At 70.8% G+C, this 25,979-nt stretch carries 24 protein-coding genes; 11 read left to right on the top strand and 13 right to left on the bottom strand.

From position 1 onward, the window contains the following. Positions 1 to 9: 9 nt before the first annotated feature. The 3 genes from LY625_RS11385 to LY625_RS11395 form a co-directional block, all read right to left on the bottom strand. A complete protein-coding gene (locus tag LY625_RS11385; RefSeq protein WP_233740328.1) occupies positions 10 to 813 on the bottom strand; it encodes a type II secretion system protein N in 804 nt (267 codons plus the stop codon). Positions 814 to 1,044: 231 nt separating this feature from the next. Continuing rightward, entirely contained in the window at positions 1,045 to 3,675 is a 2,631-nt protein-coding gene (locus tag LY625_RS11390) for a TonB-dependent receptor (protein ID WP_233740329.1), read from the bottom strand. Between the two features lie 113 nt (positions 3,676 to 3,788). Next, positions 3,789 to 5,258: a hypothetical protein gene (locus tag LY625_RS11395; RefSeq protein WP_233740330.1), complete on the bottom strand. Its 1,470-nt coding sequence runs from the start codon at positions 5,256 to 5,258 to the stop codon at positions 3,789 to 3,791. Positions 5,259 to 5,476: 218 nt separating this feature from the next. On the opposite strand from LY625_RS11395, the gene LY625_RS11400 reads away from it, so the two are divergent. After that, a complete protein-coding gene (locus tag LY625_RS11400) occupies positions 5,477 to 6,328 on the top strand; it encodes a 2OG-Fe(II) oxygenase (protein ID WP_233740352.1) in 852 nt (283 codons plus the stop codon). Positions 6,329 to 6,457: 129 nt separating this feature from the next. Here LY625_RS11400 and nth read toward each other — a convergent pair whose 3' ends face one another. The 3 genes from nth to LY625_RS11415 are packed head-to-tail and all read right to left on the bottom strand — an operon-like array spanning position 6,458 to position 8,336. After that, complete coding sequence (nth, locus tag LY625_RS11405) at positions 6,458 to 7,147, bottom strand: endonuclease III (protein ID WP_233740331.1); 690 nt, start codon at positions 7,145 to 7,147, stop codon at positions 6,458 to 6,460. An 8-nt stretch (positions 7,148 to 7,155) separates the two neighbouring features. Then, entirely contained in the window at positions 7,156 to 7,521 is a 366-nt protein-coding gene (locus LY625_RS11410; RefSeq protein WP_343223487.1) for a hypothetical protein, read from the bottom strand. A 17-nt stretch (positions 7,522 to 7,538) separates the two neighbouring features. Beyond that, positions 7,539 to 8,336 carry an enoyl-CoA hydratase-related protein gene (locus tag LY625_RS11415; protein WP_233740332.1) on the bottom strand — a complete coding sequence of 266 codons (798 nt, stop codon included), beginning with the start codon at positions 8,334 to 8,336 and terminating at the stop codon, positions 7,539 to 7,541. 205 nt (positions 8,337 to 8,541) lie between these two features. Here LY625_RS11415 and LY625_RS11420 point away from each other — a divergent pair, with 205 nt between their 5' ends. Next, positions 8,542 to 9,231, top strand: coding sequence for an FKBP-type peptidyl-prolyl cis-trans isomerase N-terminal domain-containing protein (locus LY625_RS11420; RefSeq protein WP_233740333.1), 690 nt, complete (start codon positions 8,542 to 8,544; stop codon positions 9,229 to 9,231). 90 nt (positions 9,232 to 9,321) lie between these two features. Here the strand turns inward: LY625_RS11420 and LY625_RS11425 are convergent, their stop codons facing one another. From LY625_RS11425 to LY625_RS11440, 4 genes are all read right to left on the bottom strand, one after another. Next, on the bottom strand, positions 9,322 to 10,179 hold the full coding sequence (locus LY625_RS11425; RefSeq protein WP_233740334.1) for a sulfurtransferase: 858 nt from the start codon (positions 10,177 to 10,179) through the stop codon (positions 9,322 to 9,324). A gap of 64 nt (positions 10,180 to 10,243) precedes the next feature. Then, a complete protein-coding gene (locus LY625_RS11430) occupies positions 10,244 to 10,429 on the bottom strand; it encodes a DUF1289 domain-containing protein (protein ID WP_233740335.1) in 186 nt (61 codons plus the stop codon). A 12-nt stretch (positions 10,430 to 10,441) separates the two neighbouring features. Further along, complete coding sequence (locus LY625_RS11435) at positions 10,442 to 11,200, bottom strand: enoyl-CoA hydratase/isomerase family protein (RefSeq protein ID WP_233740336.1); 759 nt, start codon at positions 11,198 to 11,200, stop codon at positions 10,442 to 10,444. Next, positions 11,197 to 12,756, bottom strand: a complete 1,560-nt coding sequence (locus LY625_RS11440) for a DUF4139 domain-containing protein (protein WP_233740337.1) — start codon at positions 12,754 to 12,756, stop codon at positions 11,197 to 11,199. Before LY625_RS11440 ends, LY625_RS11435 begins: the two co-directional genes overlap by 4 nt. Positions 12,757 to 12,793: 37 nt before the next feature. Here LY625_RS11440 and LY625_RS11445 point away from each other — a divergent pair, with 37 nt between their 5' ends. The 5 genes from LY625_RS11445 to LY625_RS11465 all read left to right on the top strand — a co-directional run bounded on the left by LY625_RS11445 (position 12,794) and on the right by LY625_RS11465 (position 18,100). After that, complete coding sequence (locus LY625_RS11445; RefSeq protein WP_233740338.1) at positions 12,794 to 13,231, top strand: copper chaperone PCu(A)C; 438 nt, start codon at positions 12,794 to 12,796, stop codon at positions 13,229 to 13,231. A 120-nt stretch (positions 13,232 to 13,351) separates the two neighbouring features. Continuing rightward, positions 13,352 to 14,752: a TolC family protein gene (locus LY625_RS11450; protein WP_233740339.1), complete on the top strand. Its 1,401-nt coding sequence runs from the start codon at positions 13,352 to 13,354 to the stop codon at positions 14,750 to 14,752. Further along, complete coding sequence (locus tag LY625_RS11455; RefSeq protein ID WP_233740340.1) at positions 14,749 to 15,819, top strand: efflux RND transporter periplasmic adaptor subunit; 1,071 nt, start codon at positions 14,749 to 14,751, stop codon at positions 15,817 to 15,819. Before LY625_RS11450 ends, LY625_RS11455 begins: the two co-directional genes overlap by 4 nt. Continuing rightward, positions 15,801 to 17,006 (top strand): ABC transporter permease, encoded by a 1,206-nt coding sequence (locus tag LY625_RS11460; protein ID WP_233740341.1) that lies wholly within the window; start codon positions 15,801 to 15,803, stop codon positions 17,004 to 17,006. Before LY625_RS11455 ends, LY625_RS11460 begins: the two co-directional genes overlap by 19 nt. Continuing rightward, the gene (locus tag LY625_RS11465; RefSeq protein WP_233740342.1) at positions 17,003 to 18,100 is read left to right on the top strand and encodes an ABC transporter permease; all 1,098 of its coding nucleotides are present in this window, start codon (positions 17,003 to 17,005) and stop codon (positions 18,098 to 18,100) included. Before LY625_RS11460 ends, LY625_RS11465 begins: the two co-directional genes overlap by 4 nt. A 59-nt stretch (positions 18,101 to 18,159) precedes the next feature. On the opposite strand, the gene LY625_RS11470 is transcribed toward LY625_RS11465, so the two are convergent. Beyond that, positions 18,160 to 18,534 carry a thioesterase family protein gene (locus LY625_RS11470; RefSeq protein WP_233740354.1) on the bottom strand — a complete coding sequence of 125 codons (375 nt, stop codon included), beginning with the start codon at positions 18,532 to 18,534 and terminating at the stop codon, positions 18,160 to 18,162. Positions 18,535 to 18,839: 305 nt separating this feature from the next. After that, entirely contained in the window at positions 18,840 to 21,737 is a 2,898-nt protein-coding gene (uvrA, locus tag LY625_RS11475; protein WP_233740343.1) for an excinuclease ABC subunit UvrA, read from the bottom strand. Positions 21,738 to 21,945: 208 nt separating this feature from the next. On the opposite strand from uvrA, the gene rplU reads away from it, so the two are divergent. The 3 genes from rplU (at position 21,946) to cgtA (ending at position 23,793) form a co-directional block, all read left to right on the top strand. After that, the gene (rplU, locus tag LY625_RS11480; protein ID WP_233740344.1) at positions 21,946 to 22,269 is read left to right on the top strand and encodes a 50S ribosomal protein L21; all 324 of its coding nucleotides are present in this window, start codon (positions 21,946 to 21,948) and stop codon (positions 22,267 to 22,269) included. 12 nt (positions 22,270 to 22,281) lie between these two features. After that, positions 22,282 to 22,539 (top strand): 50S ribosomal protein L27, encoded by a 258-nt coding sequence (gene rpmA, locus LY625_RS11485; protein ID WP_233740345.1) that lies wholly within the window; start codon positions 22,282 to 22,284, stop codon positions 22,537 to 22,539. Between the two features lie 204 nt (positions 22,540 to 22,743). After that, positions 22,744 to 23,793: an Obg family GTPase CgtA gene (gene cgtA / locus LY625_RS11490; RefSeq protein ID WP_233740346.1), complete on the top strand. Its 1,050-nt coding sequence runs from the start codon at positions 22,744 to 22,746 to the stop codon at positions 23,791 to 23,793. A 107-nt stretch (positions 23,794 to 23,900) separates the two neighbouring features. Here the strand turns inward: cgtA and rpsT are convergent, their stop codons facing one another. Continuing rightward, complete coding sequence (gene rpsT, locus LY625_RS11495; RefSeq protein ID WP_233740347.1) at positions 23,901 to 24,173, bottom strand: 30S ribosomal protein S20; 273 nt, start codon at positions 24,171 to 24,173, stop codon at positions 23,901 to 23,903. Positions 24,174 to 24,314: 141 nt separating this feature from the next. Here rpsT and murJ point away from each other — a divergent pair, with 141 nt between their 5' ends. Beyond that, on the top strand, positions 24,315 to 25,922 hold the full coding sequence (gene murJ, locus LY625_RS11500) for a murein biosynthesis integral membrane protein MurJ (protein ID WP_233740348.1): 1,608 nt from the start codon (positions 24,315 to 24,317) through the stop codon (positions 25,920 to 25,922). Positions 25,923 to 25,979: the final 57 nt, after the last annotated feature.

Consider the following 25,979-nt stretch of genomic DNA (forward strand, 5'->3'; position numbering starts at 1 on the left):
GCATGGGGTTCATCGAGGCAGCCCTACACGGGTGGTGCGCAGCTCGCCGTCACGGCGGTAGCGCAGCTCGAAGCGGGTCTGCCCGGCCAGGCGGGCGCGCAGCGCCTCCGCGTCCTGTCCGGCGACCGACTGGCCGTTGATGCTGAGGATCTCGTCGCCGGGGCGCAGCCCGGCCAGGCGCAGCGGGAGCTGGCCGGCTTCCTCCCCGAGGCGGTAGCCCGTTTCGGTGCCCGGACTGGCCGCTTGGACGACGGGTGCGGGGGGGCGCGGGGCGGACGCGAGTGGAGAAGCAGGGGACGCCATCGTGCTGGCGACAGGGGTAGTCGCCGGGGCCGGCGACCGGTTGACTGCGTTGCGGGTCGCCAGTGCCGGTCGTGGCGCCAGTGCTAGGCGCAGCGGCGATCCACCGCGCGTGAGCACCACGTGGTCGGCGCCGACCTGCACCAGCTCCACGCCGGGAAGCGGTTCGGAGCCGACGGGCCACGCGCGCTGGATGCCGTCGTCGCCGGACAGGATCGCCGAAGCATCGGCCCCGCTGCGCACACCATGCAGTGACAGCCCAGCGGCGTCGCCGGCGGAGGCCATTGCGGTACCGCCGCGACGGTAGAACAGGTCGGCGACGGGGAGTGGCGAAGGCGGCTGCGCACTGGCTGCGCCAGCGCCGACGTCCATGGCAGGCGTGGGCAGGAACGCCCAGGCGATCCTTCCCAGCAGGCCCAGGATCACCAGGCCCAGCACCACCTCGGCGACGCGGGACAGCCAGCGTGGCCAGGACAGGCCGGACAGTGCGGCGGGGAGGGACAGGGTGGGCATCGGGCGCTTGCGTTGCAGGACGCCGACAAGGGTGAGGCGCGGAGTTGACCGTTTCGTGTCAGTTGCAACACCGCCGTCATTCCAGGCGGGTTCCCGTCATCCCCGCGTACGCGGGGATCCATGGACTTGGAGCGAGGAACGAGTGGAGAGGAGTGAGGAACGAGTAAAGCGGTGGCTCGGCGGGGGCGCGGCCGGCTTGTCACCCTCAACCCCGCCGAAGCCCACCCTCCGTCAGAACGACGCCTTCAACGAAACCGAGAACGCACGCCCCAGGTCATAGCGGTTGACGTCGATGCGGCCGCCGCCCAGCTCCTGGTACTCGTGGTACTCCTCGCCGAGCAGGTTGCGTGCCTCGAAGGTCACCTGCAACTCGTGGCCCCACCAGGCCGGCAGGTTCTTGCGCAGCACCAGGTCGACGCTGGTGCCCGGGTCCTGGATGAGTGCCGGCTGGCGCTGCACGCCATTGGCGTCAAAGGTGCCGCGGGCGGCGATGCGGTCGCTGGCATGGCCGACCAGCAGGGTCGCCTGGTCGCCGGTGGACGATTCCAGGCCGAACTGCAGGTTGGCCAGGTGCTCGGACTGTCCCTGCATGCGGTCGCCGTCGACGACCACCAGCTCGGCCGGCAGGCGGGTGCCGTTGTACAGGGTCACCTGGTCACCGCCGAACGACTCGGTCTCCGAGTCCGACCAGGTGTAGTTGGCACCCAGGAACACCCGGGTATCGCCCAGCCAGTCCATGCCGTGGTCGAAGTACTGCCGGTAGTCGAACTCGACGCCGTACAGCGTGGCCGACGGGGCATTGACGAAGCTCTGGCGCAGGAACGAGACGTCATCCGACACCACGGTCTCGATCGGGTTGTCCAGTTCCTTGGCGAAGGCGCCGACGCTGAAGTGGCCGCCGTCGGTGAAGTAGCGCTCATAGCGCACGTCCAGGTTGGTCAGCTCGGTGTCGACCAGGTACGGGTTGCCGATGGTGAGCCGGTCCAGGTCCAGGTCCATGTACTGCAGCGGCGAGAGCTCGCGGAACTGCGGCCGGGCGATGGTCTGCGAGGCGGCGAAGCGCAGCTGGCTGGACTCGTCCAGGGTCCAGGTCAGCGACAGCGCCGGCAGCACGTAGTCCTGTTCGTTGCGGGTGCCCGGCAACACGGCGCCGGCGTTGAACAGGTCGACCGGCGAGACCCACTGGTCGGCGTCCTCGTAGCGGGCACCCAGGGTGTAGCGCAGGTTCTCGCTGATCGCGCCCTCGGCCTCGAGGTAAAACGCGTTGGTCTCCATGCCCGCCTGGTAGGCGGAGGCACCGTTGGCACCGGTGTTTTCGCGCAGCTCGATGTAGCCCTGGCTTATGTTGTAGTCGGAGAACAGGTAGTCCGGACGGTAACCGGTGTGGAACGGGGCGGTATCGCTGACGATGAAGCTGAAGTCGCGTCCCGTGGCGTCGCGCTCGGTCTCCGACCAGGCGTAGCCGGCGCGCAGGGTCAACTCGCGCTCGATCGGCAGCCGCCAGCTCGCGTCGAGGCCGAAACTGTCGATGCGCTCGTTGACATCGCCGAAGCTGGTGCGGTTGTTGAGGTGGTTCCAGAACCCGAAGTCGTCCTCGAAATAGCCGATCTCGCGCTCGTAGGGGCTCTCGCGGCTGGCCCTGGCGTGCGCGGCGCGCCACTCGATATCCAGGTCGTCGTATTCGCCGAAGTGGTGCTCGCCGGTCATCTGGGTGTTCACCAGCTCGCGCTCCACCCAGCGGGTGGTGTCATGGCGCCGCACCTGGCCGGCCTGGTAGCTGTAGCCCTCGCTGCTGCGGGCCTCCTTCTCGGTGTCGTGCACGTACATGGTGCCAACGCCGACCCGGTGGCGGTCCCACTGCAGGTTGACCGCAGCCAGCGCATTGACGGTGGCCTGGTTGGTGGTCGACAGGTATTCCTGGGAGCCGAGCACCTCGGCGCGGCCGGTGCGGCCCTCGCCGTACTCGCTGACGCCGTCCTGGGTCTGCCAGCTGTTGGACAGGCCGGCGGTGGCCACCACGCCCAGCCGCGCGCCGCCCATGTCGACACCGGTGCCCATGTCGATGCCGTAGCTGTAGTCGGGGTTGATGTCGTCGCTGGTCTGCAGCAGGTTGATGGGGGCGTTGACCATGCTGCGGCCGATCGCCTTCATCTGGTCTTCGCTGAAGTTGGCGCCCTCGACGACCAGGTTGCCGCTCGCCATCGCCTCCTTCAGCGGCGTGCGGACCTTGCGGGTGCCGTCGTCATAGCCGAAGAAGTCCGAGTCGCCGCCGCCGTAGTAGGTCAGGCCCGGCTTGCTGGTGGTCTCGCTGTTGCCACCCATGCCGGCCGACAGCTCCAAGAACGGCTCGTCGGGCACAACGGCGCTGGTGAGGTTGATCACGCCGCCGCCGAACTCGCCGGGGAAGCGCGCGGAATAGGTTTTCTGGACCTCGATGGTGTCCAGCACGTTGGTTGGGAACAGGTCCAGCGGCACCACCCGCTTGAGCGGTTCGGGGCTGGGCAGCGGGGTGCCGTCCAGCAGCGCCTGCGAGTAGCGCTCGTTGAGGCCGCGGACGAACACGTATTTGCCTTGGCTGACGCTCAGGCCGGGAACGCGGTTGAGTGCCTCGGCGGCGGTGCTGGCGCCTTCGCGCTCGATGTCCTCGCGGCTGATGTGCGAGAGCACCTGTGCGCTGGAGAGCATGGGGGCGGGGATGTAGCGGCCGGTGATGCTGACCGCGTCCAGGTCGGTGGCGGAGGGGGCAGACGCCTGGGCAGTGGCCGGCACGGCGGTGCCGCCGTCCTGGGCGCCCGCGGCGAGCGGGGCGAGCAGCGCCGAGATGGCTATGAACAAGCCCGTGCGGGAGGCGGAGAGCTTCATGATGCGGACCTTCGAAAGTCGGATGTCGGAAGCGCCGCCGCCGCGGGGAAACCGCGGCGGCGACGGGGGCGGCAAGGGCCCGCCCCGGGTGCTGGCGCGGGCGCCGACCGGACTCAGCAGGACGGGGTGCCCGGCAGGCCGCAGCTCCAGCCGCCTTGCCACCAGGTGTCGTCGGCGTCCTTGACCGCGCCGATGTAGTCCACCTGCTGCAGGAAGCCACCCACGCGGGCGTTGACTTCCGACAGGTCGGCGGCCGTGACGCCCGACTCATTGGCACCGTTGACGATGCTGTCGGTCAGGGTCGAGGTGCCCTCGGCGACGTTGTTGCTGCCGGCGTCGAACAAGCCCTGGGCGACGCCCACGTCGCCGGCGAACGGCGCTTCACAGGAGAAGAACACCGACTCGAAGGTGGCCTGGGTGCCTGGGTCGACGATTTCGATGCAGTGGCTGGAACCGCTCACCACCGCGTTGTAGTACTCCACGTGGGTGCCCGAGTTGGCGACGATCGCGTTGTCGTGCGCCGGCGCGCCGACGAAGGTCACGTTGACCATCTTCGGGTTGGCGACAAGGGCGGTGGAGCCGGCCGCGCTCTGCTCGGCCATGCGGTCGCCGCGGTCGCCCGAGCCGGCGCTCTGGCCCCGCTGCACGATCACGCCGAACTGCACCGCGCCGGTGAAGCCGGTGTCGGTGTCGAAGCTGTCGTCGTCGTTGCCGGTGGCCAGCAGGTAGCGGCTGTTGACCGTGCCGCCGAACCACTCGAAACCGTCGTCGGAGCTGTTGTGCACCTGCACGTACTCGACGGTGGTGCCATCGCCCAGGCCGGCCAGGGTGATGCCGTTGAGCTCGACGTCCGGCAGGACCTCGAAGCCGGAGTGCATCACCCGCACATAGCGCAGGGTGCCGGTGCTGTCGTTGGCATCGTTGCCGCCGTAGTAGGCGCCGCTGACACCTTCGACCTCGGCCTCGCACTCGGCGGCGCCGGGCGTGATGCCGCCAGTGCAGTTGGCGATCGGCGCGCGGCCGAGCAGCACCAGGCCACCCCACTGGCCGATCGAGTCCTCGTTGGTGGAGCCTTCCACGCTCTGGCGGCTGGTCATCACGATCGGCGCGTCGACGGCGCCCACCGCCTCGAGCTTCGAGCCGCGGTTGATCACCAGCGCGTCCTGGCCGCTGGAGCCGAACAGGGTCACGCCCGGCTCGATGGTCAGGGTGGCCGAACGCTGGTTGGCGGCCGGGTTCCCGGCGTCGCCTCCGAGGTCCTCGCCCACCCGGGTGTAGCCATTGAGCGAGTACAGCACGCCCTCGACATACGGGATGGTGGTGTCTTCGACCACCAGCGCCGGGATCCGGCAATTGGTCTGGCCGGCGATGGTGCCCACGTCGGAGAAGCCCTCCGGGCACGCGCTGGCCGGCGGCGGCGCCGGGCTGGGAGCAGGCGGAGGCGGGGGCGCCGGGGCGGGGGCGGGCGGGAACGCACCCTCGCCAGGCGAAGCGACACGGTCGGCGCCGCCGCCGCAGGCGCTGAGCGCGGCTGCCGCGCCAAGCGCCATCAGAAGGTTTTTCGCAGTGCTCCGGGAAGCCATGGGCAACTCTCTCTCCGAGTGGTCAGGTTGATGGATGCACATGGCCGGCCCTGGGCGACGCCCGGGATCCGGCTGCGTGGATCACGACGGAGATTTGTAGGCTCCTGGTGTGACCGGAACCTTTCAGCGATGTGTGCGTTTCATGGCAGGGGCCGATCGTGCGTGCCGGGCGGCACCGGGCAATGAAAATGTCACTGGCCGGCAGTAGCATCGAGCGCATGCACACCCAGGCGATCACGCCCGAACTGACCCGCTGGATCGTCGACCAGGCCGCCGCCGGGCGACCGGCCGAAGCGATCCTGCAGCCGTTGCTCGAGGCCGGCTGGGAGCAGGACACCGCCGCCGACGCCGTCGCCACGGCACTGGAGCGGGTGGTCGCCGAGCACGCCCGTGAAAACGGCCTGCCCCTGCCAGTCCCCGTGCCGGTGCCGCTGGGTTTCAACGGTTGCTCCGAGCTGGAAGTCGACGGCCGCCGCGTCCAGGTGCTGGGCAACCTTCAGGTGCCGCGGCTCGTGGTCTTCGGCGGGTTGCTGTCGGCCGGCGAGTGCGACGCCCTGGTCGAGAGCGCGCGCAGCAGGTTGAAGCCCTCGGCGACCTTCAACGCCGAGACCGGGGAGGACGAGCTGCACGCTTCGCGCACCAGCCAGGGCATCCACCTGCCGTCCGGCGGCGATGCACTGCTGGCGCGCGTCGAGCGGCGCATCGCCACGTTGCTGGACTGGCCGCTGGAGAACGGCGAGACCCTGCAGGTCCTGCACTACGGCCCCGCCGCCGAGTACCGCCCGCACTACGACTGGTTCGACCCCGATGCCCCGGGCGCCGACGCCGCCCTGTCACGCGGCGGCCAGCGCGTGGCCTCCCTGGTGATGTACCTCAACACCCCCGCGCGCGGCGGCTCCACCAGCTTCCCCGACGTCGGCTTCGAAGTGCCCGCGGTAAAGGGCAACGCCGTGTTCTTCAGCTACGACCGTCCCCACGCCATGACCCGTACCCTGCACGCCGGCTCGCCGGTGCTGGAAGGCGAGAAATGGGTCGCCACCAAATGGCTCCGCGAACGCCCTTTCCGGTAGTCGCGTCGTGAGCCGGTTGTCGTGGAGGACGGGCCGCCCGACTCTAAGAACACATGTGCGCAGGAGGGCGGCCCGTCCTCCACGACAACCGGCTCCCCCGTGAAGGCCCCGAAGGACCACTCGCCCTGACTATCCGGGCTCCCCCGGCGTCTTGTCGGGATACCGGCAGATGTCCCGCACCGGGCAATGCGGGCAATCCGGCACCCGCGCCTTGCAGGTGTACCGCCCATGCAGGATCAGCCAGTGGTGGGCATCACGCAGGTACTCGTCGGGGATCACCCGCACCAGCAGGTCCTCCACCGCGCGGACGGTTTTCCCCGGCGCCAGCCCCGTGCGGTTGGAGACCCGGAAGATATGCGTGTCGACCGCCATCGTCGGCTCGCCGAAGGCGGTATTCAGCACCACGTTGGCGGTCTTGCGCCCGACCCCCGGCAGCGCCTCCAGCGCCTCGCGGCTGCGCGGCACCTGGCCGTCGTGGTGCTCGAGCAACTGCTCGGCTGCCGCCACCACGTTGGCCGCCTTGGTGTTGTACAGGCCGATGGTCGCGATGTAGGGCTTGAGGCGCTCGACACCCAGTGCGGCGATCTGCGCCGGGGTGTTGGCCACCGGGAACAGCCGGCGGGTGGCCTTGTTGACGCCGACGTCGGTCGATTGCGCCGACAGGGCCACCGCCACCAGCAGCTCGTACGGGGTGGAGAACTCCAGCTCGGTGGCCGGTTTCGGGTTGAGCGCGCGCAGCCGGGAGAACATCTCGGCGATCTCCGCCCGGGTGAGGCGGGAGCGCGGCGCGCGTTTTTTCGCTGGAGGCCCGGGAAGCATGTCGCGCGTTACGGGCGCCGTGCGGCCTTGGCCTTCGCGCGGGCGAGGGCGGCGGCGGCCGCTGAGGGCAGCGCGGTGGGTGCGGGCGGCTTGCGGCGGGCGGCGCGTTCGGCGGCGCGGTGCACCAGCCGGGCCTCACGGGCGCGGTAGCGCTCGCGGGCGGCGAGGGCGAAGCGCCGGGCAGCGGCCGCGTCGAGCACCGACTGCCGGCACGCCGGCGTGCACAGCGGACAGGGCGCAAGTTCCAGCAGGCCCATGTCCAGCGCGTGGTCGAGGTCGTCGACCGCCAAGGCGTTGGCGACCGCATGCACCGGCGCCGTCGCCGCGGTGCAGCCACAGCGGCAGGGCATGCCGTCGGCCCTGGTGGGATGCATCGGCGGGTGCCCGGCCGTCAGTGTCCCTGGAACGCCGGCTTGCGCCGTTCCAGGAAGGCCGTCGTGCCCTCGCGCATGTCCCCGGTGGAGAACATCAGGCCGAACTGCGCGGTCTCGTACTGCAGGCCTTCCTCGATCCCGCACTCGCCGCCCACGTTGACGCAGTCCAGCACGCCGCGCAGCGCCAGCGGCGCGGAATCGGCGAGCTGGGCGGCGATCTTCATCGTCTCCTCCTCCAGTTCCGCCGCGGCGACCACCCGGTTGACGATGCCCAGCTCACGCGCGCGCTGCGCATCGACCGGCGCGCCCAGCAGGCACAGTTCCAGCGTGGCGGCGCGGCCGGCCAGTCGCAGCAGGCGCTGGGTACCGCCGAAACCGGGGATCAACCCCAGGTTCACTTCCGGCTGGCCGAGCTTTGCGTTGTCGCCGGCGATCCGCAGGTGGCAGCACATCGCCAGTTCCAGCCCGCCGCCAAGGGCGAAGCCATTGACCATCGCGACGACCGGCTTGGGCAGGGTCTCGATCCGGCGCATCAGGCGCTGGCCGCGCAGCGAGAAGTCGCGCCCCTGTACCGGCGCCAGGGTGTTCATCTCGGCGATGTCGGCGCCGGCCACGAAGGCCTTCGGGCCGGCGCCGGTGAGCACCACGCAGCGCACCGACTCATCGCCGGCGGCGGCGTCGAAGGCGTCGGCGAGCGCATCCAGGGTGGCGGCGTTCAGCGCGTTCAGCTTGTCGGGACGGTTGACGGTGATCACCCGGACGGCGCCGCGGTCGGCGACCAGCACCGGGGACTCGGGCTGCTTGGCTTCGGTCATGGAGCAAAAAATCCTGCTGCTGGATGAAGGAGCCGCCGCGATCGGCGACGGCCGGGAACTTTGCCGCCGGCGACGTGTCACAGTCCGGCATGTGGCGGCCGTAAAGGGCCCTCGTTATCCTAGCGCGTCCGTCCGGAACCGTCCGCCGGCACGCAGGGTGCAGGGGACGGCTGCCGCACAACGCACAACCCGGAGGTTTCATCGAATGAAGTTGCGTCTGATCGCGGTCGCCCTGGCGGCCACTACCCTGGTTTCCGGCCCCGCGCTTGCCCAGGACACCTCAACTGAAAAGGGCCAGCTCAGCTACGCGCTGGGATACGACCTGGGCCGCAACGCGATCGAGACCGGCGAGAGCCTCGACGTGAACGCCATCGCCAAGGGCCTGCAGGACGGCTTCGCCAAGCGGGATCCGGCGGTGCCGGTCGAGCAGCTGCGCACCGCGGTGCAGAACATGCAGCAGCGCCAGCAGGCCAAGGCCCGCGCCGAGTGGGAGCAGGCCGCCACGGAGAACAAGACCCGCAGCGACGCGTTCATCGCCGAGAACCGCGGCAAGTCCGGCGTGCAGTCGCTGCCCGGTGGTGCCCAGTACCGCATCATCGAGACCGGCAACGGTGCCAAGCCGACCGCCAACAGCACCGTGACGCTGGAGATCGCCGGTCCGTTCCCGTGGGGCCAGCGTCCGGAAGGCGAGGCTGCCCAGGCGCGCGCGACCCCGGCCATGCCGATGTCGCAGATCGAGCTCGCCGCCATGCGCGAGGCCCTGCTGCAGATGCCTGCCGGCTCGAAGTGGGAAATCACCCTGGCCCCCGAGCAGGCCTATGGCGCCGACCCCCGCACCGGCTTCCCGCCCAACGTCGCCGTCCAGTTCGAAATCAAGCTCGCCAGCGTCCAGTAGGGTGCAACAGGCGGCAAAGCCGCCGTATTGCACCACACCACAGGCCACGGCATACCTGTACATGCAGGTGTGCCGTGGTTTTTTTGTTGGCTACGCCTCGCCGGTTGCCACCGGCCGGGCAGGGTCTTCGATCCACCCGCTCCACGAGCCGGTGAACAGCCGCGCGCCCGGCAGTCCCGCGTGTTCCATCGCCAGCAAGTGGTGGCAGGCGGTCACGGCCGAGCCGCACATCACCACGACCTCGTCGGGATCGCGGTCGCCCAGCAATTCACCGAATTCCGCGCGCAGCTGGTCCGGCGACTTGAACCGCCCGTCCTGCAGGTTCCGCGCATAGGGGCGGTTCACCGCGCCCGGGACATGGCCGGCGGCGGTGTCCATCGGCTCGACCTCGCCGCGGAAGCGCTCGGGTGCACGGGCATCCACCAGCATCCCGCCCGCGTCCAGGTGCGCCTGCACCTGCCCGGCGTCCAGCAGCCGCTGCGCATCGAACCGGCCGGGATAGTCGGCCGCCGCGTTCGGCGGGGCGTCCGCGGACACCGGCAGGCCGAGCGCCTTCCAGCGCTGCCAGCCGCCATCCAGCACCGCCACGCGGACGTGGCCCAGCGCCCGCATCAGGAACCAGAAGCGCGCCGCCGCCAGCCCGCCGTCGCCGTTGTCATAAGCCACGACCTGGTGGCGCGGGCTGATGCCCCAGCGCCCCAGCCGCGTGGTGAAGCCGTCCGCGTCGGGCCACGGGTGACGCCCGCCCCCGAGTCCGTGCTTGGTCAGGTCTTCGTCCAGGTCGGCGAAGCGTGCGCCGGGAATGTGCTCGAGCTCCCAGGCGGTCCGGCACGAGCCCGGGTCCGCGAGCGAGGCGCGTGCGTCGACCACGACCAGGTCGTCGCGGCCCAGCGCCGCCGCCAGGTCTTCGGGTTGGACCAGGGTCTGCCAGTGCGGGGCGGTGTCCATGGCGATCTCCGGAGTGGGGGTGTGGCGTGGGCGGTGTGTAGTGCAATACGCCGCCCAAGGGCGGCTATTGCACCCTGCGGGCGGGGTCCGGTGGTGTGTCGGCGCGGGCGGGCAGGACTTCGTCCATCAGCTCTTCGCGGCGGGCTTGGTCCATCTGCGACCAGCCGGCGATCTCGTCGAGCGTGCGGTGGCAACCGTCGCACAGGCCGCGCTGGTTGATCGTGCATACGCCGGTGCAGGGGGTGAGCATCGTCCTGCGCCGCTACTTGCCGAGCCGGGCCACCAGCTGCCGCAGCGCGGCCTGGGTGTCGGGCGCGTACCAGGACTCGATGAAGCGCTCCAGCTCGATGTGCTCGGGCTCCAGCGCGGCGACCACGTCGGCGCGGGCGATCCGGCGGGTCTGCAACATCGGTTCGCGGGGCAGGGCGAGCAGCGCCGAAACGCGCGCCACGGCCCGCGCGGTCACGTCTGCGGCCGGCGCCAGTTCGTCCACCAGGCCGAGCCGCAGCGCGGTTGCCGCATCCACCATCTCGCCGGCCACCAGCAGGCGCTCCGCGCGCTGCGCCCCGACCGCCCGGCGCATCAGGCGCTGGATGCCCTCCGGTGCCACCAGCCCGACCTGCGTCTCGTTGAGGCCGATGCGGAACTCGCCCTCGGCCATGATCCGGAAATCGCAGCACAGCGCCATCACGCAGCCGCCGGCGGGGCAGTGCCCGCCGATCGCCGCGGCCACCGGGACCGGGCAGTCGGCCAGTGCGCGGGCGGCGCCGACGAACGCCAGCCAGGCTTCGCTCAGCGCCTGGCGGTCATCGCCCAGCCCCACCAGGTATGGAACGTCCAGCCCGGCGGAGAACACCTTCTCCCCGCCTGAAACCACCAGCGCCCGCGCGCCGTGGGAAACGGCGGTCTCCACCGCCTCGCGCAGGGCCCGGCACAGTTCCGGATCGAGGGCGTTGACCGGTGGCCGCGAGAGCCGCAGTTCGCTGACCTCGCCGTGGGTGATCACCTGCACCAGGCTCATGGCTGCACCCCCGCCGGCCAGGTGTAGCGGACCGTGTACTCCAGTTCGGTCTCGTCTCCGGCAGCCACCGGTACCTGGAACTCGACCTCGCGCGCGGCCCGGCGGACCGGCTCCACGCTGGACTCCAGCAACTGCCAGTCGCTCCAGCGGGGCAGCGGTTCGATGACCCGGACCGTGGCATCGCGCTCGCCGCCGTTGCCCAGGGTGACCCGGAACGACTCGGTGATGCTGCGGCCGCGGGTATCGACGCGGAAGCCGGTGGCCTCGCGCTCGGCCCGCAGGTCGAAGGCACGCCCCACCTCCAGCCGCAGCTCCGCGCCCTTGGCGGTATGCCCGAGCATCGACTCGCCCAGCAGGTCATTGCCCTCCAGCACCCGCACCCGGCCCTCGGGCAGCGCCCGGCCGAGGCCGGCTTCAGCGGTGTTGTCGAAGGCGACCACGGTGGTGACCGGCAGCTCCCCGGTGCGGCCGTTGAAGCCGGGATCGACCATCGGGCGCGGCGGCTGCCAGCTGGCGCTGGTGGCATCGACCACGTAGTCGCGCTCGCAGGCCACCGCGGCCTGCGGCGGGAACAGCGGCACCCGCTCGGTGGTGCCGCTGGCGATCGCGATCGGGTCGGCCAGCGTATAGGCGCGGTATTCGCCGGAGCGGCGCTCGGCCGGCATCGCGGCATCGGCTGCCGGTGCCGCGGCCGCGCGCACGGCGGTGGCCTTGAGGAACTGGGGGACGCTGCCGCCGCCGGCGCGATTGGGCGAGCCGGCCACCAGGGTCAACCGGGCATCGGCGAAGCCCACCCCCGACTGGTTGGCGACCAGCGCCGCGCCCTCCAGGGCGAGCCGGCAACCCTCGGCGGCGGGTTGCAGCCGCGCCAGGTATTCCGCGCGCCAGGCCAGCCCCCCCATCGGGTAGCTGAGCAGGAAGTCGGCATCCCCCGTCCGGTCGGCAGCGACGGTCCAGCGCAGCTCGGCCTGCTGTGGCAGCGTCCGGGCACCGTCGACGAGGCTGAAGCTGTCGTACTCGCGGATAACCTTGATCCGCCCGTCGGCCAGCGCCAGCGCCAGCCCGTCGCCGGCCGACAGCAGGGTGCCGCTGTCGGTCTGCTTGGCCCCGCCGGACGTGTGCTCGACCGTCACTCGCCGGCCGATCATTTGCCCGGTGACGGGGCCACCGTCGGCCAGCGGCGCAACGTAACGCTGCGAACCCACGCTGACCCCATCGGTGACCGCGCGCAGCACCGCCGCCTCGACGTCCATCGAGGCCGGAATGCCGGTCGCCGAGATCGAATTGGCCCCTTGCTTCAGGGCGTAGTGCAGCGGCCGCTCCACCAGCGCATGCCCCGGCCCGCCCTGGCCGATCGCGCCGGCGCCGCGCAGCGCCTCGTAGTCACCGCTGTAGATCGTCAGCCGGGTGGCGCCGGTTGCCGGATGGTTGCCGCTGTCACCTGGCTGGGCGGGCGGTGCCTGCGGCGGAGCCGGCTGTTCCCGTGGCCCGTCCGGCTCCTGCGAGCAGGCGGCGAGCAGGACGGCGAAGGCGAGCAACGGCAGGGGGCGGGTCATCGGCGGCTCCGGATTCACATGCCGCTATCATAGGCCGATGAGCAGACCCCGCTACCACCTCGCCGCCGCGCTGGGCCTCGCCCTTGTGCTCCAGGTCCCGGTTGCCGCCGCCGATGACTGCGCCGCCGGCTTCCAGGACGGCTGGGCCCGCCTTCCGCCGGTGGAAATGCCGGTGCTCGGCGGCTTCGGCACGCTGCACAACCCCTGCGATTCCGAGATGGTGCTGACCGGCGCCTCCAGCCCGGATTTCGAGGACGTGCAGGTGCACGAGACGCGCCTGGATGACGGGATGATGCGCATGCGCGAGGTCGGTTCGCTGGCGATCCCCGCCGGCGGATCGGTGGCGCTCGCGCCGGGTGCGCTGCACCTGATGCTGATGCGTCCGGTGCGTGCGTTAGTGGCCGGCGATGAGGTGGAGCTGGGCTTCGAGTTCGCCGACGGCACGACCGTGAGCGCGCGCCTGGAAGTCCGTTAGCCGGCGTGCGTGTCGTGGTTTGCCATTGCGGCGCAATACGCCTGCGGCTGATGCGCCCTACACGCCGCGTGCCCGGGTGATGGCTAGGATGGCCGGGGAACCGCTGGACGAGGGTGAGTGATGGCCTGGACGCCCGGCCGCTGGCCGGTACGCAGGACCCTGTTGGGCCTGGCATGCCTGCTCGGCGGTGCGCTGCCGTGCGTTGCCGCGGCACAGGATGTGTTGCCGCAGGCGCTGAGCTTCGAGGAGGCCCGGCTGCTGCTGGGCCGCGAGTCGGATGCATTGGCCGCCGCCGAGGCGAACGTCCGGGCCAAGCATGAGCTGGCCGCCGCCAGCCGTTCGCTGCGGCTCCCGGAACTGGTCCTGGATACCCGGCAGATGCAGTTCCAGAAGACCCTGACCCTGCCGCTGGGCTCGCTGGCTCCGGTGGCCGGGGCATTCGGCATCCCGAGTCCGCTGCGCTTCCGCGAGCGCGACTGGCGGTTGCGGCCGATCGTCACCGCCACCGTGCCGATCTACAGCGGCGGCCAGATCCCCGCGGCGCGGCAGGCCGCTGCCGCCGCGGTGCGCGAGGCCGATGCCGAACGCGAGCAGGAGGCGCAGGGCCAGACGCTGCAACTGGTGCAGATGTACTTCGGCCAGCAGCTGGCGCAGCAGACCCTGGAGGTCCGCCGCGAGGTGCGCGACGGCCTGCAGCGCCACCTGGATGATGCAATCCGGCTGGAGGAAGCCGGCTTCGCCACCCGCGCCCAGCGGCTGCAGGCGACCGTCGCCCGCGACCAGGCCGAGCGTGACTACCGGCAGGCACGCAACCAGCTCGACACCATCAGCGCATCGTTGGCCGACCTGCTGCGCAGCCCGCGGCCGGTCGCGACCAGTACTCCGCTGTTCGTCATCACCGGCATGCTGGAACCGCAGGAGGCATTCCGCGAGGCCGCACTGGCGCAGCACCCGCAGATCCTGCGTTTGCAGGCACTGGGCGAGCAGGCCGGTGCCGCCCTCAGGGTCCAGCAGGCCAGGCTCAAGCCGCAGGTGTATGCCTTCGGCCAATACGACCTCAGGCGCGAGGACGCGATGCTCACCGACCCGGACTGGGCGTTCGGGGTCGGGATCAAGTACACCTTCCTGTCGGGCAGCAACCGGCCGCGCCAGGTCAACGCCGCCCGCGAACAGCAGTTCCAGGCCGAGGCCGGGCTGCGCGAGGCCCGCAACCAGGTCGCCATGGGCGTGCGCAAGGCCTACAACGAGCTGGAGTCGGCGCGCCAGCAATACGAACTGCTGGACAGCTCGATCGCCCTGGCACGTGAGAACCTGCGCCTGCAGGAGCTGTCCTTCCGCGAGGGCCAGGCCACCTCGCTGGACGTGATCGACGCCCGGCTGCAGCTTGGCGGCGCGCTGGTCGAGCGGGCCCATGCGGCCTACGGGTACGACACCGCCCTGGCCACTCTGCTGGAGGTCAGTGGCCAGCTGGACCGATATCAGGAATACGTCCGCCGCGCGGACAAGGTGCTGGACCAATGAGCACGACCCGACCCGGAGATCCGCAGCCGGTGGCGCCGCCCGAGCCGCCGTCCCAGCCGCCGCCCCGCCCGCCTGCGTCCACGCCGCGCGTGCGCCGCCTGATCTGGCTTGCGCTGGCGATCGCCGTCGCGGTGGTGGTCTGCGGGCTGTGGCTGGCCTTCCGCTCCCCGCCCGGCATGGTGCAGGCGATGGCCGATGCCGACAGCATCAACGTGTCGACCAAGATCAGCGCCCGGGTGGCGAAGCTGCTGGTGCGCGAGGGCGACCGGGTCGAGGCCGGCCAGCTGCTGTTCGAGCTCGACAGCCCCGAGGTCGCGGCCAAGCGGCGCCAGGCCGCCGCGGCGCTGGAGGCCGCCCGTGCGGTGGCCGGGAAGGCGGAGGAGGGCGCCCGCGAAGAGGACATCCGTGCCGCCGAGGCCAACTGGCGCCGCGCGGAGGCCGGAGCCGAACTGGCCCGCTCGACTTACCGCCGGGTCGAGAACCTCTACCGCGAGGGGGTGATGACCCGCCAGAAGCGCGACGAGGCGCTCGCCCAGCAGCGCAGCGCCGACGCGCTGGCCACCGCGGCCCGTGCGCAATACGACATGGCCCGCGCCGGTGCCCGCAGCGAGGACCGTGCCGCGGCGCAGGCCCAGGTCGAGCAGGCCCGGGGCGCGGTGGCCGAGGTCGAGGCCGCGCAGGCGGAGATCGAGGGCCGCTCGCCGCTCGCCGCCGAGGTGGGCGAGCGGTTGGTGGAGGTCGGCGAACTGGTCCCGGCCGGCTATCCGGTCTTCACCCTGGTCGACATCGACCGGATTTGGGTCTCGCTGAACCTGCGCGAGGACCAGTTCGGCGGCATCGTGCCGGGGCGGGTCCTGCACGGTGACATTCCCGCGCTGGAGCTGGAACGGGTGCCGTTCGAGGTGTACCTGGTCAGCCCGGCCGGTGACTACGCGACCTGGCGCTCGACCCGCCAGTCCAGCGGCTACGACGTGAAAAGTTTCGAGGTGCGCGCCCGGCCGTCGCAGCCGGTGCAGGGCTTCCGGCCCGGCATGAGCGTGCTGTTCGCGTGGCCGCAGGAGGACTGACCGGGCGGGGGGCCGGGGGCACGCCGGTGCAGGCGCTGCTGGCGTCGGCCGCACGCGAGGTGCGGTTCCTGCTGGGAAGCCCCTGGGACCTGGCGCTGGCGACCTGGATCCCGTGCGCCCTGCTGGTGCTGGTGGCCTGGCTGTTCAGCGCCGGGGTGCCGCGCGGGCTGCCGATTGCGGTGGTCGACCTGGACCACAGTGCGACCAGCCGCGAGCTGGTGCGGCGGCTGCAGGCCTCGCCCGGCCTGGAGGTGGCGGCCCGGCCGGTGTCGCTGGAGGCGGCGTTCTCCGATGCCCGGGCGCTGCGGGTGTACGCGGTGGTGCATGTCCCCGCCGGCAGCGAACGGGACGTCCTGCGCGGCGGCAGCGCCACCGTCTTCAGCTGGTTCAATGCCAGCTACCAGGTCGCCGGGCAGGCCGCCGGACGCGACATCGCCGACGCGGTGCAGGCCACCTCGGCGCGGCTGGCGCTGACCGCGGTTGCCCCGGTGCGCGGGCCCGGCAGCGTGCGCGCCGCGCCGGTGGCGGCGCAGACCGGCGTGCTGTTCAACCCGGGCCGCAGCTACGAGCATTTCCTGCTCGCGCTGCTGTTCCCGGCGATCCTGCACCTGGCGCTGTGCGTGGCGGTGGTCGGGGCGTTCGGCCGCGAGCTGCGCGACGCCACGGTGCAGGCCTGGCTGGGTGCAGGGCACGGCCGGCTGCTGGCATCGGCGGCCGGCAAGCTGGCGCCGTACCTGCTGCTGTTCACGCTGTACGGCTGCCTTGGCCTGGTCTGGCTGGCCGGTATCCGCGGTGGTGGGGTCGCCGGCAGCGCCGCCGCGCTGGTGCTGGGGCAACTGCTGCTGTACCTGGCGTACGCCGCGGTGGCCCTGCTGCTGGCGGCGGCTACCCGCAACATGGCCTCGGCCCTGTCGCTGGCCGGGCTGTATGCCGGCGCCTCGCTGGCGTACTCGGGCGCGACTTTCCCGACCGCCGGCGGATCGCTGTTCGTGCGGTTGTGGAGCGAACTGCTGCCGTTCACCGCCTACCTGAAACTGCAGGCGCAGCAGATGGATGTCGGCTCGCCACTCGCGGTCTCCGCCCGGCCGGTTTTCGCGATGCTGCTGTACACCGTGCTGGTCGGTGCCGCCGGGCTGCTGCTGTATGCCCGCGCGGCGCGCGATCCGGCTGCCTGGGGTCGCCGGTGAGCGGCTTCGCCCGTGCATTCGTCGACACCTTCCGGGCGGTGTTCCGCGACCGCGCGGCGCTGACCACCCTGGTCGGGGCGGTGGTGCTGTACTCGTTCTTCTATCCGGCCGCCTACCACCATCAGGTCGCCAGCCAGTTGCCGCTGGTGGTGGTCGACCAGGACCGCAGCGCCTCCAGTCGCGCGCTGGTGCGCCGCCTGCAGGCATTGCGCGCGGTGCGGGTGGCGGGGATGGCCGGCTCGATGGACGAGGCGCGGGTGGCGGTGGAGCAGGGCGACGCCGAGGCGGTGCTGCTGGTGGACGCCGGCTTCGAGCGCGACATCCTGCGCGGCGGGCAGGGGCGGCTGGCGCTGCTGGGCAACGGCGCGATGCTGGGGCGTGCCAGTACGGTGCTGCAGGGCGCGGCCCTGGCGATCACCGCCGAGGCGCGTGGACTGGCGGCCACGCAGGCGCGCTTCGCCGGGGCGCCCGCGGCCCCGGCGCTGGCCCTGGTCGAGCGGCCGCTGTTCAACACCGCCGAGGGCTACGGCAGCTACGTCGTGCCGGGGGTCGCGGCGCTGATCGTGCAGCAGACGCTGTGGCTGGGCGTGGTGGTGATGGCGGGCACGCGCCGCGAGCGCGAGGGCCGGCTGCGCTTCAGCCGGCCGCGGCTGGCGGGCATCGCCGCGGCATTCGCGGTGTTCGGGCTGCTCGGCCTGCTGTACTTCAGCGGCTTCGTGTTCTGGCTGCAGGATTACCCGCGCGGCGGCAACCCGGCCGGCGTGTTGCTGGGCGCGGCCTTGTTCGTGCTCGCGGTGGTCGGGTTCGCGATGTTCGTGGGCAGCTTCTTCCGCACCCGCGAGCGTGCCTTCCAGCTGATCGTGGTGACCTCGCTGCCGATGTTCTTCCTGTCCAGCCTGCCCTGGCCGGTGGAGGCGATGCCGCGCCTGCTGGCCTGGAGCGCGCGGCTGCTGCCGAGTACCCCGGGCATCAACGCGATGGTCAAGCTCAACCAGATGGGCGCCAGCCTGGCGGAGGCCGCGCCGGAGCTGGTGAACCTGGCCGTGCTGGCGGTGCTGTACGGCGCACTGGCAGTGTGGCGCTATCGACCGTGACAACAGGGCGGCGCAAGCCGGCCCGCTTCGGTCGGTGGGGGTGTCGGGTCCGACGGATGCTAGGCGGTGCACGCCTCGCGCACGGCTTCGGGCAGTGCCGCGGCCGCGCCGCTGTCGCGGTCGATCCAGACCATCACCACGTGGCCATCGCAATACATCACGTCGGCGTCCTCCGCATCGACGATCCGGTGGCCGACGGTGAGGCTGGTGTTGCCCAGGCGCTCGACGAACAGTTCGATCAGCACCTGCGAGGGCCAGGTGATCGGGCGCCGGTAATTCAGCTGGGCGGCGGCCACGACGGGAGCGACGTGGTCGTCCATGCCCATCCCGGGCACGCTCATCATCCAGTGCAGCCGCGCCTCCTCCAGGTAGCTGAGGTACTTGGAGTTGTTGACGTGGTTGAAGGCGTCCAGGTCACGCCAGCGCACCGGCATCGGAACACGGATGAGCGGGTGGGGCGGATTCGGTGGGGCGGCCCGGGGCCCGGGGGAGGATTTTTTCTTCGCGGGCGGTTTCTTCGCCTTCACCGGCTCCGGCTTGCCAGCCGCGGGAGGGGCGCCGGCCGGGGCATCGCCGGTGGGCTTGTCCGGCGCCTTCTTCGCCGCGGCCTTGCGCGGCTTCTTGCGGACGGCCTTGGTCGCCTTCCTGGCCGCGCCGGTGTCCGCGGCGCTGCCGGCATCACGGGCGGCGGTGCCGGCCGGGGTGTCCTGCGCGGGTTTGTCGTTCTCGCTCATGGGACTCACTTCTTGCGGCGGCCCTTGCGGGCGGCGGGAGGGGCGACGGTGGCCGGCTGGGCGTCCGGGCTGTGGCGCTCCAGCAGCGGTCGCAGGAAGCTGCCGGTCCAGGAGTCGTCCAGCGAGGCTACGTGCTCGGGCGTGCCGGTGGCGATGATGGTACCGCCCCGGTGGCCGCCCTCAGGGCCGAGGTCGATGATCCAGTCGGCGGTCTTGATCACGTCCAGGTTGTGCTCGATCACCACCACGGTGTTGCCGTCGTCGCGCAGGCGGTGCAGCACGGCAAGCAGGTTCTCGATGTCGTGGAAGTGCAGGCCGGTGGTCGGCTCGTCGAGGATGTACAGGGTGCGCCCGGTGTCGCGGCGGCTCAGTTCCTTGGCCAGCTTGACGCGCTGGGCCTCGCCGCCCGACAGGGTGGTCGCGCTCTGGCCCAGCTTCACGTAGCTCAGGCCGACGTCCATCAACGTCTCGAGCTTGCGCGAGATCGAAGGGATCTTCTCGAACAGTTCCAGGCCCTGCTCGACGGTCATCTCCAGCACGTCGCTGATGTTGTAGCCCTTGTAGGTGATCTCCAGCGTCTCGCGGTTGTAGCGCTTGCCGTCGCAGACGTCGCAGGGCACGTAGACGTCGGGCAGGAAGTGCATCTCGACCTTGATCAGCCCGTCGCCCTGGCAGGCCTCGCAGCGGCCGCCGCGCACGTTGAAGCTGAAGCGGCCCGGGCCGTAGCCGCGGGCACGCGCCTCCGGCACCTGGGCGAACATCTCGCGCAGCGGAGTGAACAGGCCGGTGTAGGTCGCCGGGTTGGAGCGCGGGGTGCGGCCGATCGGCGACTGGTCGATGTCGACCACCTTGTCGAACAGGTCGATGTCCTCGACGTCGCGGAACGGGGCAACCGTGCGCGAGGCGCCGTTGAGCTCGTTGGCGGCGATCGGGTACAGGGTGTCGTTGATCAGCGTCGACTTGCCCGAGCCGGACACCCCGGTGATGCAGGTGAACAGTCCGGCCGGGATCTCCAGGTCCACGTCCTTGAGGTTGTTGCCGCTGGCGCCGTGCAGCTTCAGGATCATGTCCGGGTTCGGCGCACGGCGGGTAGCGGGTACCTCGATGCGGCGGCGGCCGGACAGGTAGTCGCCGGTCAGCGAACGTGGCGCATCCAGGATGTCCTGCAGGCTGCCCTGGGCGACCAGCTCGCCGCCATGCACGCCGGCGTAGGGGCCGATGTCGACGATGTGGTCGGCCATGCGGATCGCGTCCTCGTCGTGCTCGACCACGATCACCGTGTTGCCCAGGTCGCGCAGCCGCTCCAGGGTCCCCAGCAGGCGCTCGTTGTCGCGCTGGTGCAGGCCGATCGACGGCTCGTCGAGCACGTACATCACTCCCACCAGGCCGGCACCGATCTGGCTGGCCAGGCGGATGCGCTGGGCCTCGCCGCCGGACAGCGATTCCGCGCGGCGCTCCAGGGTCAGGTAGTCCAGGCCGACGTCGACCAGGAAGCGCAGGCGCTCGGTGATTTCCTTGAGGATCCGCGCCGCCACCTCGCCGCGCCAGCCGGGCAGTTCCATGTCGCGGAACAGCGCCAGCGACTGGCCCACCGGCAGGGTGACCACCTGGGGCAGGGTGCGGTCGGCGACGAACACGTTGCGCGCGGCCGGGTTGAGGCGGGTGCCGTGGCACTCCACGCAGGGGCGCTCGCTGATGTACTTGCGCAGCTCCTCGCGCACCGCGGTGGACTCGGTCTCGCGGTAGCGGCGCTCCAGGTTCGGGACCACGCCCTCGAAGCGGTGCCGGCGCTGGTGCTTGGTGCCGCCCTCGGTGATGTAGTTGAAGGCGATCCTGTCCTCGCCGCTGCCGAACAGCACCGCCTCGCGCACGTCCTCCGGCAGCTGGTTCCAGGGCTTGTCGACATCGAAGCCGTAGTGCCTGGCCAGCGACTGGATCAGCTGGAAGTAGTAAGCGTTGCGCCGGTCCCAGCCGCGCACCGCGCCGGCCGACAGCGCCAGTTCCGGATGCACCACCACCCGCGCGGGGTCGAAGAACTCGGCCATGCCCAGGCCGTCGCAGGTCGGGCAGGCGCCGGACGGGGCGTTGAAGGAGAACAGCCGCGGCTCCAGGTCCGGCAGCGAGTAGTCGCACACCGGGCAGCTGTAGCGCGCCGAGAACAGCAGCGGGGCGGCCGCCGGGTCGTCCATCGACGCCACCTCGGCCATGCCGTCGCCCAGCCGCAGCGCGGTCTCGAAGGACTCCGCCAGGCGCTGCTGCATGTCCGCGCGCGGGCGGAAGCGGTCAATCACCGCCTCGATGGTGTGCTGCACCCGCAGCGCCAGCGGCGGGACGTCGTCGATCTCGTACAGCACGCCGTCCACCCGCACGCGCACGAAGCCCTGCGCCCGCAAGCCCTCGAACACCTGCGCGTGCTCGCCCTTGCGCCCGCGGACCACCGGCGCCAGCAGCATCCAGCGGTTCTCCCCGCCCAGCGCGATCACCTGGTCGACCATCTGGCTGACGGTCTGCGCCTCCAGCGGGTAGCCGTGCTCCGGGCAGCGCGGAATGCCCACGCGTGCGAACAGCAGGCGCAGGTAGTCGTAGATCTCGGTGATGGTGCCGACCGTGGAGCGCGGGTTGTGCGAGGTCGACTTCTGCTCGATCGCGATCGCCGGCGACAGGCCCTCGATGTGGTCGATGTCGGGCTTGTCCATCACGCTCAGGAACTGCCGCGCGTAGGCCGACAACGACTCCACGTAGCGGCGCTGGCCCTCGGCGTAGATGGTGTCGAAGGCGAGCGAGGACTTGCCCGAGCCCGAAAGCCCGGTGACCACGATCAGCTTCTCGCGCGGCAGCTCGAGGTCGATGTTCTTGAGGTTGTGCGTCCGCGCGCCGCGGATGCGGATATGGTCCATCGCCATCGGGCAGGATCCGGTCTATCGGGAAACCCACGAGCGTACACTGTGGCCGGCAACGCCCGCCGTACGCCGGACCGGCGCGTGCCGACGGCCGCGGACGATGTGAAGGGGGCGGGTTGCGCCGTGGGTGGCGGTGGCCGTACAATTCCGCTTCTGTCCGCGCCGCGCGAGCGAGGCAGGGCCATAGACCAATAACTACAGAGGAACGGTCATGTATGCAGTGGTAGTCACCGGCGGCAAGCAGTACCGCGTGATGCAGGGCGAGACCCTGCGCGTGGAGAAGCTGGAAGCCGAAGCCGGCAGCGAGGTCACCCTCGACAACGTCCTGATGCTGGGCGACAGCGACGGCGTCAAGCTGGGCGACGAGATCAACGGCGCCAGCGTCATCGCCAAGGTCGTCGGCCATGGCCGCGCCGACAAGGTGCGCATCATCAAGTTCCGCCGCCGCAAGCACCACATGAAGCGGCAGGGGCACCGTCAGTACTACACCGAAATCGAGATCACCGGCATCAACGGCGCCGGCGACAAGAAGTAAGGAGAAGCAGTCATGGCACACAAGAAGGGCGTAGGTTCCTCGCGCAACGGCCGCGACTCCAACCCGAAGTACCTGGGCGTGAAGATCTATGGCGGCCAGGCCATCGAGGCCGGCAACATCATCATCCGCCAGCGTGGAACCCAGTTCCACCCCGGTGACGGCGTCGGCCTCGGCCGCGACCACACCCTGTTCGCGCTGGTCGACGGCAAGGTGGAGTTCACCACCAAGGGTCCGAAGAAGCGCCGCACGGTGAACGTCGTCGCCGAATAAGGCGCGCGTTTCCCGGTTGATGCTCGAAGCCCCGCCGATGGCGGGGCTTCTTGTTTCCAGCCCCGTCCCCGTCATCCCCGCGAACGCGGTGATCGTCACCCCCGCGAACGCAGGGATCGTCATCCCCGCGAACGCGGGGATCCACGCTCCGCCGCCATGGATTCCCGCGTCCGTGGGAATGACGCGTCCGATACCATCACGCACATGAAACTCGTAGACGAAGCAGAGATCCAGGTCACCGCCGGCAACGGCGGCAACGGTTGCGTCGGGTTCCGCCGCGAGAAGTACATCCCCATGGGCGGCCCCGACGGCGGCGACGGCGGGGCCGGTGGCAGCGTCTGGCTGGTGGCCGACGAGAACCTCAACACCCTGGTGGACTTCCGCCACCAGCGCCTGTTCAAGGCCCAGCGCGGCCAGGACGGCATGGGCCGGCAGATGTACGGTAAGGGCGGCGAGGATGCAGTGGTGACCGTGCCGGTCGGCACCGTGGTCACCAATGTCGAGACCGGCGAGGTCATCGGCGACCTGGCCACTCATGGCCAGCGCCTGCTGGTCGCCCACGGCGGCAAGGGCGGCCTGGGCAACATGCACTTCAAGAGCTCGGTCAACCGTGCCCCGCGCAAGGCCCTGCCGGGCCTGCCCGGCGAGGAGCGCGTGCTGCGCCTGGAGCTGAAGCTGCTGGCCGACGTCGGCCTGCTCGGCTTCCCCAATGCCGGCAAGAGCACCCTGATCCGTGCGGTTTCCGCGGCGACCCCGAAGGTCGCCGACTACCCGTTCACCACCCTCTATCCGAACCTGGGCGTGGTCAGCGTCGAGCCGCACCGCAGCTTCGTGATCGCCGACATTCCCGGCCTGATCGAAGGCGCCGCCGACGGTGCCGGCCTGGGCGCCCAGTTCCTGCGCCACCTCCAGCGCACCCGCCTGCTGCTGCACGTGGTGGACATGGCGCCGATGGACATGGAGGGCGTCGACACCCCGGACCCGGCCACCGAGGTGCGCGCGATCGAGAAAGAGCTCGAGCGCCACGACCCCGAGCTGCTGCAGAAGCCCCGCTGGCTGGTCCTCAACAAGGCCGACCTGTTGCAACCCGGGGAAGCCCGCGAGCGCGCGGAGGCGATCGTCGCCGAGCTGGGCTGGAAGGACCGCTGGTTCCTCGCCTCGGCCATCGGCCGCGAAGGCACCTGGCCGATCATGCTCGAGGTGATGTCGTTCTTCGACCGCCAGAAGCAGGAAGCCGCCGAACAGGCCCCGTAGGCTGCGATAGCCGCCCCGGCGGCGTATCGCACCGCATCCGCGACCCACGGAGCAGGGCACAAAAAACCCGGCCGGAGCCGGGTTTTTTGTGCCGCAGGCAAGAAGCCTCAGGCAGCAGCCTTGGCAGCCTTGATGCGGGCGTTCAGACGCGCCTTGTGGCGGGCGGCCTTGTTCTTGTGGATCAGGCCACGCGAGCTGAAGCGGTCGAGGATCGGCTGGGCGACCTTGAAGGCTTCCTCGGCGGCGACGACGTCGTTCTGGCCAAGCGCCTTGAGGACCTTCTTGACGGAGGTGCGCAGCATCGAGCGCTGGCTGGCGTTGCGGGCGTTGCGCACGACAGTCTGCTTGGCGCGCTTTTTGGCGGACTTGATGTTGGCCACTGTTATTCCTGGAAGATTGTGTAGTTGGTGCTGGAAATTTAAGCTGGCGGATCGGCAGTGCGCCGAAGTCCGGCCGGAAAGACAGGAAATTATGGGGGAGTCAATGGCTTGCGTCAACAGCCCGGCCGCGGTGCCGGCACAGTGAGCGCGCCTCCCGACGAGGTCGCACGGCAGGAACCCGCCAAACCGGCGGGGAAGGGCGGCGGCATGCTGCGCTCCACGCTGGTGTTCAGCGTGATGACCTTCCTCTCGCGCATCGCCGGCTACCTGCGCGACTGGCTGCAGGCCAGCCTGTTCGGTGCCGGTCCGGCGGTCAGCGCCTTCGTTGTCGCCTACCGGATCCCCAACTACCTGCGGCGGATCTTCGCCGAGGGCTCGTTCGCCTCCGCTTTCGTGCCGGTGCTCTCGGAACTGAAGCAGAAGGGCGACGAGGACGCCCTGCAGGACTTCATCAACCACGTCGCCGGGGCGCTGCTGGCCGCGGTGGTGGTGGTCAGCGCGCTGGGCGTGCTGGCCGCGCCGTGGATCGCCCGGCTGTTCCTGGCCATGGCCCCGGCCGACGCCGGGCGCGTGCCGATGGCCGCGGAGATGCTGCGGGTCACCTTCCCGTACCTGACCTTCATCTCGATGACCGCGTTCGCCGGCGCGGTGCTCAACAGTTTTCGCCGCTTCGGCCTGCCGGCCCTGACCCCGGTGCTGCACAACCTGGCGATGATGGCGGCGATGCTGCTGCTGTCCTCGCAGCTGCCGATCCCGGAGTACTCGCTGGCCTGGGGCGTGCTGGCCGCCGGCGTCCTGCAGGTGCTGGTGCTGTGGCCGGCCATGGGCCGGCTGGGCATCCGGCCCAGGTTCCGCTTCAACTTCCGGCACCCCGGCGTGAGGCGGGTCTTCAAGCTCATGCTGCCGACCATTTTCTCGTCCTCGGTGGCGCAGGTGAACGTGCTGGTCGGCACCGTCGTCGCCTCCGCCCTGGTGCCGGCCGCGCAAGCTTGGCTGTACTACTCCGACCGGCTGATCGAGCTGCCCCTGGGCCTGTTCGGGGTGGCGATCGGCACCGTGATCCTGCCGCAGCTCTCGCGCCACCACGCCGACGAGGACGCCGCGGGCTACTCCCGCTCGCTCGACTGGGGTCTGCGCACGGTGATGCTGATCGGCCTGCCCGCGGCCCTGGGCATCGTGCTGCTGGCCGAACCCCTGACCGCCGCGTTGTTCAACTACGGCCAGTTCACCGAGCTGGACACCCGCATGGTCGCTTGGGCGCTGCTGGCGATGGCGACCGGCATCCCCGCGTTCATGCTGACCCGGATCCTGCTGCCCGCGTTCTACTCCCGCCAGGACACGAAGACCCCGATGCGCGCCGCCATCTGGACCGTCATCGCCAACGTCGTGCTGACCGTCGCCCTGGTCACCCCCCTTTGGCTGGCCGACAATCCCTACGCCCACACCGGCATCGCCCTGGCGACCGCGCTGGCCGGCATGCTCAACGCCGCCCTGCTGTGGCGCTACCTCAAGCGCGAAGGCGTGTACCGGCCACAGCCCGGCTGGACCCGCTGGCTGCTGCGCATCCTCGCCGCACTGGCGGTGATGGCCATCGTGGTGGTCCTGGCTCGCAACCAGGTCGGCGAATGGACCGCATTGCCGGCGCTGTGGCGCTGGGCGTGGCTGCTTGCGGTGATCGGCGCCGGCGCGCTGGCGTACGGGGCGACGCTGGTGGCGCTGGGCTTGCGGCCGCGACATTTGCGCGCCTGAGGGGGGGCTTCGGAGAGGTCGCGGGGGGGAGCCGGCTGCTGCGAGGGGGGTGCTCCG

This window comes from Lysobacter sp. GX 14042 (assembly GCF_021390425.1).
Lineage (GTDB): Bacteria > Pseudomonadota > Gammaproteobacteria > Xanthomonadales > Xanthomonadaceae > Novilysobacter.

Coding starts and splice junctions, on each gene's coding strand:
- rpmA (WP_233740345.1), top strand. CDS start 22,282: ATGGCACACAAGAAGGGCGTAGGTTCCTCGCGCAACGGCCGCGACTCC.
- LY625_RS11390 (WP_233740329.1), bottom strand. CDS start 3,675: ATGAAGCTCTCCGCCTCCCGCACGGGCTTGTTCATAGCCATCTCGGCG.
- LY625_RS11425 (WP_233740334.1), bottom strand. CDS start 10,179: ATGGACACCGCCCCGCACTGGCAGACCCTGGTCCAACCCGAAGACCTG.
- LY625_RS11385 (WP_233740328.1), bottom strand. CDS start 813: ATGCCCACCCTGTCCCTCCCCGCCGCACTGTCCGGCCTGTCCTGGCCA.
- LY625_RS11455 (WP_233740340.1), top strand. CDS start 14,749: ATGAGCACGACCCGACCCGGAGATCCGCAGCCGGTGGCGCCGCCCGAG.
- LY625_RS11470 (WP_233740354.1), bottom strand. CDS start 18,534: ATGCCGGTGCGCTGGCGTGACCTGGACGCCTTCAACCACGTCAACAAC.
- nth (WP_233740331.1), bottom strand. CDS start 7,147: ATGCTTCCCGGGCCTCCAGCGAAAAAACGCGCGCCGCGCTCCCGCCTC.
- LY625_RS11395 (WP_233740330.1), bottom strand. CDS start 5,258: ATGGCTTCCCGGAGCACTGCGAAAAACCTTCTGATGGCGCTTGGCGCG.
- LY625_RS11440 (WP_233740337.1), bottom strand. CDS start 12,756: ATGACCCGCCCCCTGCCGTTGCTCGCCTTCGCCGTCCTGCTCGCCGCC.
- LY625_RS11400 (WP_233740352.1), top strand. CDS start 5,477: ATGCACACCCAGGCGATCACGCCCGAACTGACCCGCTGGATCGTCGAC.
- LY625_RS11430 (WP_233740335.1), bottom strand. CDS start 10,429: ATGCTCACCCCCTGCACCGGCGTATGCACGATCAACCAGCGCGGCCTG.
- LY625_RS11410 (WP_343223487.1), bottom strand. CDS start 7,521: ATGCATCCCACCAGGGCCGACGGCATGCCCTGCCGCTGTGGCTGCACC.
- uvrA (WP_233740343.1), bottom strand. CDS start 21,737: ATGGCGATGGACCATATCCGCATCCGCGGCGCGCGGACGCACAACCTC.
- rplU (WP_233740344.1), top strand. CDS start 21,946: ATGTATGCAGTGGTAGTCACCGGCGGCAAGCAGTACCGCGTGATGCAG.
- LY625_RS11445 (WP_233740338.1), top strand. CDS start 12,794: ATGAGCAGACCCCGCTACCACCTCGCCGCCGCGCTGGGCCTCGCCCTT.
- LY625_RS11435 (WP_233740336.1), bottom strand. CDS start 11,200: ATGAGCCTGGTGCAGGTGATCACCCACGGCGAGGTCAGCGAACTGCGG.
- LY625_RS11420 (WP_233740333.1), top strand. CDS start 8,542: ATGAAGTTGCGTCTGATCGCGGTCGCCCTGGCGGCCACTACCCTGGTT.
- LY625_RS11415 (WP_233740332.1), bottom strand. CDS start 8,336: ATGACCGAAGCCAAGCAGCCCGAGTCCCCGGTGCTGGTCGCCGACCGC.
- LY625_RS11450 (WP_233740339.1), top strand. CDS start 13,352: ATGGCCTGGACGCCCGGCCGCTGGCCGGTACGCAGGACCCTGTTGGGC.
- cgtA (WP_233740346.1), top strand. CDS start 22,744: ATGAAACTCGTAGACGAAGCAGAGATCCAGGTCACCGCCGGCAACGGC.